This window comes from Micromonospora sp. NPDC048894, assembly GCF_040649765.1.
Classification (GTDB): Bacteria; Actinomycetota; Actinomycetes; order Mycobacteriales; family Micromonosporaceae; genus Micromonospora; species Micromonospora antibiotica.
Map to the genome: position 1 here is coordinate 608,488 of NZ_JBEZFY010000001.1, position 12,182 is coordinate 620,669.

The 12,182-nt window shown below is 73.1% G+C and carries 10 protein-coding genes; 4 read left to right on the top strand and 6 right to left on the bottom strand.

Features of this window, described 5'->3' with window-relative positions:
* Positions 1-24: 24 nt before the first annotated feature.
* From AB0C22_RS02885 to AB0C22_RS02900, 4 genes are all read right to left on the bottom strand, one after another.
* The gene (locus AB0C22_RS02885; RefSeq protein WP_357533131.1) at positions 25-3,474 is read right to left on the bottom strand and encodes an AMP-binding protein; all 3,450 of its coding nucleotides are present in this window, start codon (positions 3,472-3,474) and stop codon (positions 25-27) included.
* The gene (locus tag AB0C22_RS02890) at positions 3,471-5,258 is read right to left on the bottom strand and encodes a hypothetical protein (RefSeq protein WP_357533133.1); all 1,788 of its coding nucleotides are present in this window, start codon (positions 5,256-5,258) and stop codon (positions 3,471-3,473) included. The genes AB0C22_RS02885 and AB0C22_RS02890 overlap by 4 nt, the downstream gene beginning before the upstream one ends.
* A 325-nt stretch (positions 5,259-5,583) precedes the next feature.
* Positions 5,584-6,408 carry a hypothetical protein gene (locus tag AB0C22_RS02895; RefSeq protein ID WP_357533350.1) on the bottom strand — a complete coding sequence of 275 codons (825 nt, stop codon included), beginning with the start codon at positions 6,406-6,408 and terminating at the stop codon, positions 5,584-5,586.
* Positions 6,409-6,549: 141 nt separating this feature from the next.
* Positions 6,550-7,197: an FKBP-type peptidyl-prolyl cis-trans isomerase gene (locus AB0C22_RS02900; protein WP_208565600.1), complete on the bottom strand. Its 648-nt coding sequence runs from the start codon at positions 7,195-7,197 to the stop codon at positions 6,550-6,552.
* A 189-nt stretch (positions 7,198-7,386) separates the two neighbouring features.
* On the opposite strand from AB0C22_RS02900, the gene AB0C22_RS02905 reads away from it, so the two are divergent.
* A complete protein-coding gene (locus tag AB0C22_RS02905) occupies positions 7,387-7,779 on the top strand; it encodes a PPOX class F420-dependent oxidoreductase (RefSeq protein ID WP_208565601.1) in 393 nt (130 codons plus the stop codon).
* Between the two features lie 85 nt (positions 7,780-7,864).
* Here AB0C22_RS02905 and AB0C22_RS02910 read toward each other — a convergent pair whose 3' ends face one another.
* A complete protein-coding gene (locus tag AB0C22_RS02910; protein ID WP_219466082.1) occupies positions 7,865-8,953 on the bottom strand; it encodes a Ku protein in 1,089 nt (362 codons plus the stop codon).
* Between the two features lie 85 nt (positions 8,954-9,038).
* On the opposite strand from AB0C22_RS02910, the gene ligD (AB0C22_RS02915) reads away from it, so the two are divergent.
* Both ligD (AB0C22_RS02915) and ligD (AB0C22_RS02920) read left to right on the top strand, forming a co-directional pair.
* On the top strand, positions 9,039-9,977 hold the full coding sequence (gene ligD / locus AB0C22_RS02915; RefSeq protein ID WP_219466085.1) for a non-homologous end-joining DNA ligase: 939 nt from the start codon (positions 9,039-9,041) through the stop codon (positions 9,975-9,977).
* The gene (gene ligD / locus AB0C22_RS02920; protein ID WP_357533135.1) at positions 9,970-10,881 is read left to right on the top strand and encodes a non-homologous end-joining DNA ligase; all 912 of its coding nucleotides are present in this window, start codon (positions 9,970-9,972) and stop codon (positions 10,879-10,881) included. The genes ligD (AB0C22_RS02915) and ligD (AB0C22_RS02920) overlap by 8 nt, the downstream gene beginning before the upstream one ends.
* A gap of 40 nt (positions 10,882-10,921) precedes the next feature.
* Here ligD (AB0C22_RS02920) and AB0C22_RS02925 read toward each other — a convergent pair whose 3' ends face one another.
* A complete protein-coding gene (locus AB0C22_RS02925; protein ID WP_357533137.1) occupies positions 10,922-11,203 on the bottom strand; it encodes a hypothetical protein in 282 nt (93 codons plus the stop codon).
* 156 nt (positions 11,204-11,359) lie between these two features.
* Between AB0C22_RS02925 and AB0C22_RS02930 the strand changes: the two genes are divergently transcribed.
* Positions 11,360-12,115 carry a TIGR03089 family protein gene (locus tag AB0C22_RS02930; protein WP_219466093.1) on the top strand — a complete coding sequence of 252 codons (756 nt, stop codon included), beginning with the start codon at positions 11,360-11,362 and terminating at the stop codon, positions 12,113-12,115.
* Positions 12,116-12,182: the final 67 nt, after the last annotated feature.

Below are 12,182 nucleotides of genomic sequence, written 5' to 3' on the forward strand. Positions count from 1 at the left end.
CTCCTTGCGGTGGGGTGGGGCGGTTCAACCGAGGTCCAGCAGCGCGGCGACGTCCCGGACCGGCACCGGTCGCAGCACCGCCTCGCACAGCAACGTCTCGATGCCCCGCAGCGCCCGCAGGCAGGTGGCTGCGGGCACGCGCCGGGTGTCGGCGAGCAGGTGCAGCGCGCAGCCCCCGGCGAGGTGGGGCATGGCGAGGAAGAAGGTCATGTCGTGCCGGGCGACGGCGGTGAGCTGCCGCACCGTGGTGTGCGCGGCCAGTTCCTCAAGCGTCGCACGGTCGGGCGTACCCGTCGGCGGGTCGAATTCCCGGCCCATCCGGGAGTCGTTGAAGTACACCGACAGGTCGGCCTGGGCGCCCTCGGCCGCGATCAGGTCGTCCAACGCCTCCGGCGGGTAGGTGGCGTGGAAGTAGGACTCGGTCGAGTCGCGGTAGCAGCGCCGTACCGCGTCCTCGACGTCGCCGTCGCCGACGTCGAAGACCAGCAACGCGTTCTGGGCGATGCCGGTGGCGAGTTGCCGCTGACGGGGGGTGTTCCGGTTGCCCGCGATGAGCTTCACCACGGCCCGGTCCCGGCCGGTCAGCGCCGCCTGGACCAGCAGCGCGGCGGTCAGCACCACCGTGGACGACGACGCGCCGGTCCGCTCGGCCAGGGTGGCGGCGGCAGCGGCCACGGCGGTCGACTCCATCCGCCAGGTGACGACCGGCAGCGCACCCCCGTCGTGTTCCGGCCCGTCGAAGATCCGGTGCGGCACCGCAGGCAACCGGGCCCGCCAGTACGCCAGTGACTGGCGGGCCCGGCGCTGCCCGGCGGGCGAAGCCTCGTAGCCGGCCTGGTCCAACGGCTGCCAGCCCGGTGCGGGCAGGGCGCGTTCCCCGTCGACCAGGGTGCGCAGCTCGGCCAGCAGCAACTCCAGCGACCAGGCGTCCAGCGACACGTGCGACGCGGCCACGGCGACGGCCTCGACCAGCCCGTCGACCCGCAGCAGCGCCCACCGCACCGGCCATTCCCGGTCCAGTTGGAACGCGGTGCCGGCCAGCTCGGCGGCGGCGTCGTCGGCGGCCTGCGGCAGCGCGTCGGCGGTGGTGTCCCGCACCAGCGGCGGGTACGTCCCGTCGGCACGCAGGTGCTGGCGGGGGCCGTCGCCGTCGTCGGTCATCAGGGTCCGCAGCACCTGGTGCCGCAGCACCAGCTCCGACCAGGCCGCAGTCACCCGCTCGGCCGGGGCCGGGGCGGTCAACCGCAGCACCCGCCTGATGTTGAAGTCCTTGCTGGCCTCCCCGAACCACTGCATGGGCCGGTACATCGCCACCTGACCCCAGGTCAGCGGTGCGGAGGCGGTGGGCGCTCCGGCGAACCGCGCCTGGATCGCCGTGTCCGGGGCGACCGGCTGCCCGACCCCGGTCGGCGTCGACCGGTCCGCCGGCTCCACGGCCACGACCGTCGGGGTCCCGACCGTCGGGGTGCCGGGGCCGTCCAACGCGGCGGCCAGGGCGCGCACCGTACGGCGGTCGAACAGGTCGGCGATACCCACCGGCAGGCCCAGCTCCTCGTCGAGCCGGGTGACCACCTCGACGACCTGCATGGAGTCGCCGCCCAACTCGAAGAAGTCGTCGTCGACCCCCAGCCGGTCCACCCGCAGCACCCCGGCGATCACCGCCGCCACCGCCGTCTGCAACTCCCCGGACGGCGCGACGTACGTGGTGCTCAGTGCGGGTCGTACCGTCGCGGTGGTGGGCAGCAGACGGGTGTCGACCTTGCCGTTCGGGGTGAGCGGGTACTGCGTGACGTAGCGGAACCGGCTCGGGACGGACGCCTCCGGCAGCAACCCGGCGGCGTGGGCGCGCAACTGCGCCTCGGTGGGTCGCGGCTCCGCCTCGGACCGCAGGTAGGCGACCAGGTGCAGGTCGTGGCCGTCGGGTTCGGCGATCACCACCGCCTCGGCGACACCGGGGCACCGGCGCAGCGCGTCCTCGACCGCCGGCGGCTCGACCCGCTGGCCACGGATCTTCACCTGCCGGTCGGCGCGGCCGAGCACGTCCAACACCCCGTCGGGACCCAACCGGCCGAGGTCACCGGTGCGCAGCAGCCGGGCACCGCCGCCCGCCGGATGGGGGATCCACCGTTGGGCGGTCAGCACCGGCTGACCGTGGTAGCCACGGCCGATGACGGCCCCGCCGAGGCAGATCTCGCCGGTCCCACCCGGTGGCACGGGCCGACCCTGCTCGTCGAGGATGTGCACCTCGGCATTGGGGATGGGCGCACCGACCGGCAGCCGTCGGCCGACCGTACGGTCCGTGCCGATCCAGTACCAGGTGGCGCCGACGGTCTCGCTCATGCCGTAGTGGTTGCCGAAGCCCGACTTCGGGCTGTTGCTGATCCACCTGTCGAACTCGGGGGTCAGGTACAGCGGCTCACTACCGATCATGACCTGACGGGCGACGTCGTCCACGCCACCGAGGGCGGTCATCGCCCGTACGTGCGACGGGGTGAGTTTCAGGAACCCGCACGGTGCGACGCCGGTCAACGCGATCAGGTCGTCGAAGGCGACCGGCTCCGGGGCGACCTCCAGCTCCCAGCCCGCGACGAGGGCGGTGAACAGGGTCATCACCGACCCGACGAAGTACAGCGGGGCGTGCAGCACCGCCCGCTCCTGCGGCTGGAACGCGAACTCCTCGGCGCACCAGCGCACATAGTTGACCAGCTGGCGGTGGGTGCCGAGGACACCCTTGGGTGCGCCGCTGGTGCCTGAGGTGTACATGATGAACGCCAGGTTCTCCACCCGGCAGCCACCGTCACCGTCGTCGCCGCCGGGCGCGTCGGGCAACGCCGACACGTCGAGCACGGCCGCCGGGTAGCCGGCGGGCACCAGGCCCCGGTGCCCCGGCCCGGTCAGCAGCACCGGGTCACCCGCGTCCGCCAGGATCCGGGTCCGCCGGTCCGCCGGGTCGTGGACGGACAGCGGCAGGTACGCCGACCCGGCGGCCAGCACCCCGAGGATCGCCACCACCGCGTCCACCGAGCGGGGCAGCAGCACCGCGACCGGCGTCTCCGGACCCGCACCGTGGGCCCGCAGCACCCGGGCGGTGTGCCGGACCCGGGCCAGTAGGTCACCCGCGGTGACCTCGACACCTGCGAAGCGCACCGCGATCCGCCCCGGGTCGGCCGCGAGCGCCTCGTCGACGAGCACGTGCAACGGGACCTGGTCGATCGGACGGCGCGGCCCGGTGGCGACCGACCGCGCGGTGTCCACCGTGGCCGGACCCCGCCGCCCGTCGGGGGAGGAGAACCCGTCGGCGGTACGCAGCGACGCGGGCCGCAGGTCGGTCCAGTGCTCGGCGACGTACGCCAGGCACGCCTCGGTCGACGCGGTGAAGACCGTCGTCCAACCGTCGGGCACGGGCCGGTCCGTCGGCCACAGGGAATGCTGGTCCTCGTCGTTGACGACGACGTGGTGCGGGTGGACGCTCACGCGCGCCCGCCGACCGTCTGGGTGCTCGCGACCAGCCGCTCCACCGGCTCGTGCCAGGTGTGCTTCGCGTACCAGTCGGCGTCGAACGAGGCGATCGTCGGGGTCCAACCGTCGTGGGCCTCGGCGTAGCCGGCGATCTCCCGCCAGAACACGTCGACCAGGGCGGAGTACCGGGAGGCGATCCGCAGGTCGTCCAGGGTGAACGGTGGCCCGTCCATGCGTACCAGCCGGATGTCGAACGCGCCCCGGTACTGTCGACCGGCGACGGTGAGCGGCTGCTTCCACATCGCCGCGCCGGGGGCGCGCAGGGTGTAGCGGACGCGGGCGGTGCTGTGACCACCGTGGCGCAGGTCGCCCCACTCGCCGATGTCGGGCACCAGCGGCGGGAAGAAGTAGTGCCGTTGCCGGGGCACCTCGACCCGGTCGAAGTTGCCGGGCACGAAGTGCCAACGGTTGTACATCATCCGCTGGGCGACCTGCCACAGGATGTCGGTGACGGCGTCGCCGGGCAGGTCGGCGGCCATCTGCGGGCTGGGCAGCACGCAGCAGAAGAAGTCCGGCTTCTTCAGGCCCGCCACCTCCTCGCCGTACTGCCCGGCCGGCCCGCTCAGCCGGGACAGGTCCCGGATGCCGCTGGACATGCCGTAGTCGGCGTGGGCGTCGACGACCGCGCCCAGCACGATGCCCTCCAGGATCCGGGTCAGCTCGTGCCGGTCACCACCGCGGTGGGCGGTACGCAGCGCGGCGGCGGTGGCGTCCCGTACCCAGGTGGGGGCGTCCCCGTCGTCGACCTGCTCGGTCAGGAGGCCGCTGAGGGTACGAAGCGTCTGGGGCAGCTCGTCCTGATGGCGCTGGTCCTGCGCCCATGGCAGCAGGTACTCGTCCTTGGCGTAGGTCAGCCCGTTGACCCGCCGGTAGCGCATGTGGTCGCCGCCGTCGACGAGTTCCACCAGGTCACCGGCGAGGACGGCCAGCTCGGTCAGGGTCGCCGTGCTCACCTGCCCGGCGACCGGCTCGCCGAGCGCCCGCAGGTACGTCGCACAGCGGGTGGTGAGCACCCGCCGCAGGCTGACCGCGCTGAGCTGGCGGCCGTTGAACTCCTCGAACCGCACCGCCCGGCCGGTGCGGAACAGCAACTGGATCGCCGACACGAACAGCCGCTCCTCCGGGCTCCAGCCGGTCGGGGCGCGGTCCCGCAGCGCGGGCAGCACGCCGTCGCGGATCAGGGTGCTGGAACCGGAGTCGGAGCGGGAGAACACCCGACGCTGCACGTAGATCAGCACCGTCTCGACGCGTTCGACCCAGTCGATGACCTCCTCGAGCCGTTGCGGCAGGCTGCCGTCGGCGTGCCAGGCGTGCAGCAGCTGGTCCAGCTCGTGGCGCTGGTGCTCCTCCTCGGCCTCGGCCGCCAGGCACTCCTCGTCGAGCATCTCGGTCATCCAGTCGGGCAGCGCGATCTCGGCCACGACCTCCTCGGTCGGCAGGTCACCCCGGGCCGGTTCGTGCACGGTCAGCTTGCCGAGCGTCGAGTGGGACAGCACGAACCGGGCGGGCGACACGTCGTCGCCGGGCGGGGTCAGGCGCAGCTGCTGCCGGCCGAGCAGGTGCCGGACGAATGCCTGCTCACGCAGGGTCAGCCCGTCGAAGGCGGACCGGAAGGGAACCTTGCCCGCCATGGTGAGCAGGCGGAGAACCGCCGTCTGGGCGCTTCCACCGAACAGTTCGGCGGGGTCTCGCACGTCGCGCAGTTCCTGGGTCCACTGGTCGGTCTTCGTACGTCGCACGTTCCTACCTTTCGCGACCGGGCAGGCTGCGGCGCACAGGGGCCGGCCCGCACGACGGTCGTCGTTGCGGTGGTCGATGGGGCTGGCGGCGACCGGCAGCCGACCTGGAGAGTGGGGGCCCGTGGCGGTGCCACGGGGACTAGGGGACGGCTCTCCACCTCGACGTGGGAGCGCTCCCGACGTCGCGGTCATCCTGAGGTTAATAGGTGTGTCAATATCGCGCCGGGCGGAGCGGGAGGGGTCGCGACCAGCCCGGACCGGCGTGGTCGACCGCGACCGCCCCGGCAGCCGGGCCGGCGCGGTCAGGGGTGCAGAGCGGGGGCGGTCAGGGGTGCAGAGCGGGCAGCCCGATGGGGCTGTCCGTAGGGATGACCGTGTGACAGGCGCGGGCGACGGGGACGAGCAACTCCCGCAGCCGCCCGGTGCCGTCCGGCCCGAGGACCCGCCAGGGCCGGCCGGCGGCGACGTCCGTGGCGTCCTCCACGGCCTGGAAGCCGGCCCGCCCCTCCTCGGTGGTCTCGCCGTCGCCGGTCAGCCAACCCCGGTCGACCAGCCGGCCCCGGGCCTGCACCCACTGCTCCGGCGTCCAACCCCGGCCGAGCAGGTGCTCCGCCGGCATGCCCCCGGCCACCCGGAAGGCCAACGTCTCGACCGGGTCGAGACCGGCGGCGACCAGGGCGGCCACGTGCCCGTCGCCCCGGTGCTCCCGCAGCGTGGTGGCGGCCTGCCAGAGCCGGGCCAGCGGATAGTCGCCCCGGGGCAGGGCGGCGTTGGCCGCACCGAGCACCCGGCCGGCGGTGTCCGCCCCGACAGCCGCCGCCTCCAGCAGCTCCGCCGCCTCGGCCAGGTGCGCCTCGGGCAGCTCGTAGGTGAGTTCGGCCAGCGCCTGCACGGCACCGGTGAGTCGGGCGCGCAACGCCTCCTCGGGGGAGGCCAGCTGCCACACCGCCGGCAGCGCACGGCTCACCATGGGCGGGGCGAAGGTGAAGAAAGCGGCGATCACCGGGGCGGCGTCGACCGGGCCCAGCGGGGCGGCCCGGCCGGCGAAGTAGCCCCGCCAGTAGCCGCGCAGCCCGATCGCCTCGTGGGCGGCGCGGGCCCGGGGATGGAAGTAGGTGATCGCGTGCAGGGGTTCGACGTGCGTCCACATCACCCGGGCGGTCCGCCCGGGAACGTCAAGCGCCGGCACGCGCACCTCCGGGTCGGTGGGGGTCACCGTGGCACGGGCCGGCCGCCCACGGTGACCCCGAACCTACTGCCGGTAGGTGTCGGACCGGAAGACCCCTGTGGTCTACTGCACCGCCAGCACGTCGACGATGAACCGCAGCGGGCCGGAGGGCGCACCCGGACGCTGCGGCTTGTCGCCGTACGCCAGGTCGGCGGGAATGTCGAGCTGCACCCGGCTGCCCACGGTCTGGCCCTGCATGCCCTGGTCCCAGCCCGGGATGACGTTGCCCTGGCCGAGGCCGAAGGTGAACGGCTCGGACCGCTTCCAGGAGGCGTCGAACTCCTCACCGGTCTTGTACGACACACCCACGTAGTTCACGGTGATCTGCTGGCCGGCCTGCGCGGCCGGGCCGGTGCCCCGGATCAACGGGGTCGCCTTCAGCCCGGTCAGCTCACCCTCGCCCTTGGTGGCCTGCGGCTTCGTGCAGAGCGCCTGGTCGGCACCCTCGGGCAGCTTGGGGAAGTCACCCGCGCAGCCGACGGGAGCGGCAGCCGGCTTCGGGTCCTCCTTCTCGCCGTTGCGCACCACCACGAACACCCCGACGATCACCGCGATGACGGCGACGCCGGCCACGGCACCCAACCACGCCTGCCGGCGCTTGCGCGCCTCGGCGGCCTTCTGCGCCGCCAACTGGGCGGCGAGCCGCCGCTGTGCCTTCGTCTCCGAGCCCTGGCCCTGGCCCGCCGAACGGTTCTCCGTACGCTCGCTCACGTCCTCGACTCCCTGCTGATGTGGGTGGCCGGCCCGGCGACCCGGTGCCGTGGCCAGCGCACACGGTACCCGGGTCGATGCCGTGGGTGGGCCGTCGCCTGCCCGCCGTGTCCCCGAACGGGCCGGGGCCTCCGGTTTCCTCCCTCTCTTGGCGGGTGCCGGACGCCGGGCGGCGGTAGGTTCTCGACCATGGCGATCCTCACCGACGACGACCGGGCTCTGCTCTCCGAGCCGCAACTCGCCCACGTGGCGACCATCGAGGCGGACGGCACGCCGCACGTCACCCCGGTCTGGGTGGACGTCGATGGCGAGCACATCCTGTTCAACACCGCCCTGGGGCGGCAGAAATACCACAACATCGCCCGGAACCCCGTGGTCGCGATCTCGGTGGTCGACCGGGCCGACGACTTCCGCACCCTCTGGGTGAGGGGCACCGCCGAGTTCGTCACCGAGGGCGCCGACGCGCACATCGACCGGCTGGCCAAGAAGTACCTCGGGCAGGACACCTACCCGTTCCGGCGGCCGGGCGAGGAGCGGGTGATCGTCCGGATCACCCCCACCCAGAAGCTCGGCATGGGCTGACCGCCGGGGGTGGGCCCCGGCGGACGGTCCGCCGTCGCGCCGGGGCAACGCCGGACCTGCCCCGACGGCGTCGGAACCCGCCCGGTCAGGCGCTCCTGCGCGGGGCGGTCTTCTTCTCGGCGGCCTGCTTCGCGGGGGCCCTGGTGGCCTTCTTCTCGGCGGTCTTCTTCGCGGGGGCCTTGGCGGTCTTCTTCTCGGCGGTTCTCTTCGCCGGTTCCGCTTTCTGCGCCGGGGCCTTCCGGGCCGGGGTCTTCTTCGCCGGTTCCGCCTTCGCCGCCTGGGCCTTCGCCGCCTTCGCCGTCGGGGTCTTCGCCGGCTGGGCCTTCGACGCCCGCTTGGCCGACCGGGCCGACGAGATCGGCGTCGGCTCGCCCGCCCCGCCGGACGGCGTCTCGCCCCGGGCCACCCGGGCCCGCTCGACGGACGCCTTCAACGCCGCCATCAGGTCCACCGCGGCGGCCGGCGCGGCCTCCTCCTCCGCCGGCTGGACCACCTCACGGCCCTCCACCTTGGCGTCGATGACCTCCTGCAACGCCGCCCGGTAGTCGTCGGTGAAGGCGTCCGGCTGGAACTCCCCGGCCATCGAGTCGATCAGCGAGGCGGCCATCGCCAGCTCCGGCGGGCGGACCTTCAGGTCCTCGTCGAGGAAACCGAAGTCGGGGGTACGCACCTCGTCGGGCCAGAGCATCGTGTTGAGCAGCAGCACCCCGTCGCGGACCCGCAGGGTGGCCAACTGTTCCCGCTGGCGCAGCGCCACCTTGACGATCGCCACCCGCTCCGAGTCGGCCAGCGCGTCCCGCAACAGCACGTACGGCTTGGTGGCGGTCCCCTCGGGCTCCAGGAAGTACGCCTTGTTGTAGAGGATCGGGTCGACCTGCTCGGCGGGGACGAACTCCAGCACGTCGATCGCCCGGGAACTGGTCAACGGCAGGTCGGCGAAGTCGGCGTCGGTCAGGATCACCAGCTCGCCGCCGCCCAGGTCGTACCCCTTGGCGATGTCGTCGTAGCTGACCTCCTCGCCGCAGACCGAGCAGGTGCGCTTGTAGCGGATCCGGCCGCCGTCGTCGCGGTGCACCTGGTGGAACCGGATGTCCTTCTCCTCGGTGGCCGAGTAGAGCTTCACCCCGATCGAGACCAGCCCGAACGACACCGCTCCTTTCCAGATCGCCCGCATCCCCTGCTCCTCTCCCCGATCTGACCAGGATCGCAAACGATCGAAGCCGCCGCACGCGCTTCCGTGCGCAACTACAGTCGGACAGGTGCCCGGCCCGCCGTTGAAGCCGATGCTCGCGACGACCGGGCCGCTCCCGGTGGGTGCCGGCTGGGCGTACGAGTTCAAGTGGGACGGGGTACGCGCGCTCGCCGACCTGGTCGGTGGCCACCCGCACCTGTACGCCCGCTCCGGTGTGGAGATCACCGCCGCGTACCCGGAGCTGGTGACCCTGGCCGAGCAGGTCGACGACGCGCTGCTCGACGGTGAGGTGGTCCTCTTCGACCCGGCCGGGCAGCCCTCGTTCACCGCCCTCGCCGAGCGGATGCACGTGCGGGACCGGGCGAAGGCGGCCCGGCTGGCGGCCACCATCCCGGTCACCTACATGATCTTCGACGTGTTGCGGTTGCGGGGCGAGGACCTCACCGGGTGGCCGTACCACGAACGGCGGGCGGCGCTCGACGGCCTGGGGCTGGGGGCGGCCCGGTGGGCGGTGCCACCCTGCTTCACCGACGGTGCCGCCACCTACCAGGCGGCCGGGGAACACGGCCTGGAGGGGGTGCTGGCCAAGCGGGCCGACTCGGTCTACCGGCCCGGGGTGCGCTCGCCGGACTGGGTGAAGGTCAAACTGGAGGTGACCGGCGACTTCGTGGTCGGCGGCTGGCGGCCCGGCGCGCGGAAGATCGGCGGGCTGCTGGTCGGGGTGCCCGGCCCGGACGGGCGGCTCACCTACCGGGGGCGGGTCGGCGGTGGGATCGGCGCGGCCCTGGAACGGGAGTTGCTACGCGAACTCGAACCGCTGCGCACCGACGGGTCGCCGTTCGGCGGGGACGTGCCGCGCGAGGATGCCCGGGGGGCGATCTGGGTAACCCCCCTCATCGTGGTGGAGGTCAAGTACGGCCAGCGCACCCCGGACGGGCGGCTGCGGTTCCCCCGGGTGCTGCGGCTGCGCCCCGACAAGCCGCCCGGGGAGGTGGAGGATGCCTGAGCGGGTGAAGGTCGAGGTCGACGGCCGGGCGTTGGACCTGTCCAACCTGGACAAGGTGCTCTTTCCGCAGGTCGGCTTCACCAAGGGCGAGGTGATCGACTACTACACCCGGATCGCCCCGGTGCTGCTGCCGCACCTGGCCGACCGGGCGTTGACCCGGATCAGGTTTCCCAACGGCGTCACCGGTGGCTCGTTCTTCGAGAAGAACGCCCCCGCCGCCACCCCCACCTGGGTACGCACCGAGACGCTGCCCGTGCCCGGATCGAGCAAGGGTCGGGAGACCATCGACTACGTGGTCGCCGACGACCTGCCCACCCTGGTCTGGCTGGCCAATCTCGCCGCCCTCGAACTGCACACCCCGCAGTGGCGGATCGGCACCCACCCGGACCTGATGGTGGTCGACCTCGACCCCGGCCCGCCGGCCACCCTGCGGCAGTGCTGCCGGGTGGCCGTCCTGCTGCGCGACCGGCTCACCCTCGACGGGGTGACGGCCTACCCGAAGACCTCCGGCAAGAAGGGCATGCAGCTCTGCTGCCCGATCAGCGCCACCCAGGACGCCGAGGTCGTCTCCGACTACGCGAAACGGATCGCCCAGGAGTTGGAGCAGGCACACCCGAAACTGGTCGTGTCGCGGATGGCGAAGAACCTGCGGCCCGGGAAGGTCTTCATCGACTGGAGCCAGAACAACGCGGCGAAGACGACAGTCGCGCCGTACTCGCTGCGGGCGCAGTCGATGCCGGCGGTGTCCACGCCGCTGACCTGGGACGAGGTCGAGGCGGGGGCGGCCGGGAAACGGCCCTCGGCGAAGCCGTACACCGCAGGGGAGGTGCTGCGGCGGGTGGAGAAGTCCGGCGACCTGCTCGCCGCGCTGCTCGACGGCGGCCCCGAACTGCCGGTGGCATGAGCCGCGTCGTGCCACGCGCCACCATGCCCGGTCGAACCGGTCACCGCTCGATGACGGTGCCGTTCGCGTCGATGCCGTGGTCCCGCCAGTAGACGTCCCACTCGTCGTCGACATGCTGCGGGACCTTGCCCTGCGGGTAACGCACGTACGGTGCGGTCGGCTCCTGACCGTCGGGGAAGCAGGCGCTGCCGCCCTGCCCACCCACCGCGATCGCCGGGTACTCGCCACCGCTGCAGATGCTCTCCCGGTAGCCGCAGCCGCTGGTCAACATCAGCCCGCTCAGGCCGACCCCGGCAAGGGCGACCATGATCCTCGTTCGCATGGGTCGAGTCTTGTCGCGGCGGGTGCCGATGTCATGCGCACGCGTACTCAACTCTCCCCGTTGCGGTGCGGTGCGGTGGGTGGGTGGTGGCTGGACCGGCGCTCGGTGGCTCGTGGGCTCGGTAGGGTGGGGCGTTCCGTCCGGACAGGAGGCCCGATGGTTGCCCACCTCGCCGTCACCACGTCGACCGATGTGCCCGAACAGGTCGATCTGCCGCTGCTGACCTACTGCGACGACGCGACCGGGGAGCGGACGGAGTTGACCGCGAACCAGCTCGGTGACTGGGCGGCGCGCACCGCCGGACTGCTGCGCGACGGGTGCGGGCTGGGGCCGGGCAGTCGGGTCGCGGTGCTGCTGCCGCCGCACTGGCGTACCGCTGCGGTGTTGCTCGGGGCCTGGTCGGTGGGGATGGCGGTGTCGTTCCGGCCGCGCGCCACCGCCGGGTTGCCGGTCCTCGAACCGGGCGGCGACCGACCGTACGACGCGGTGTTCGTCACCCCGGAACGCCTCGACGACTGGCTGGAGGACGTGCCCGACGGGGTGCACCGCTACCTCGTCGGCACCGGCCCCGGATTGTTGGCCGACGTGCCGGTGGGCTGGCTCGACTGGTCCGCCGAGGTGCTCCGGCACCCCGCCGCCCCACCCGACTACGCCGCCGTCCACCCGGCTGCCCCGGCCACCCCCGACGGCACGAGCTACGCCGTCTGGGGACGCCTGGCGAAGGAGGTCGCCGCCCAACTCGACCTGCGCCCCGGCGACCGCCTGCTGGTCGACGCCGCCGAGCACGAACAACCGGTGAAATGGCTGCTCGCCCCGCTGGCCGCCGGCGCCTCCGTGGTCATCTGCGCCAACCCCGACCCCACCAGGTCGGCTGCCCGAATCTCCACCGAACACATCACCCGCACCCTCTAGTAACCCCCGCACGCCCCCGCCCCGCGCTGCGCCTCCGCGCGCCCCTGCTGCCCCGTCGCCCGGCCGC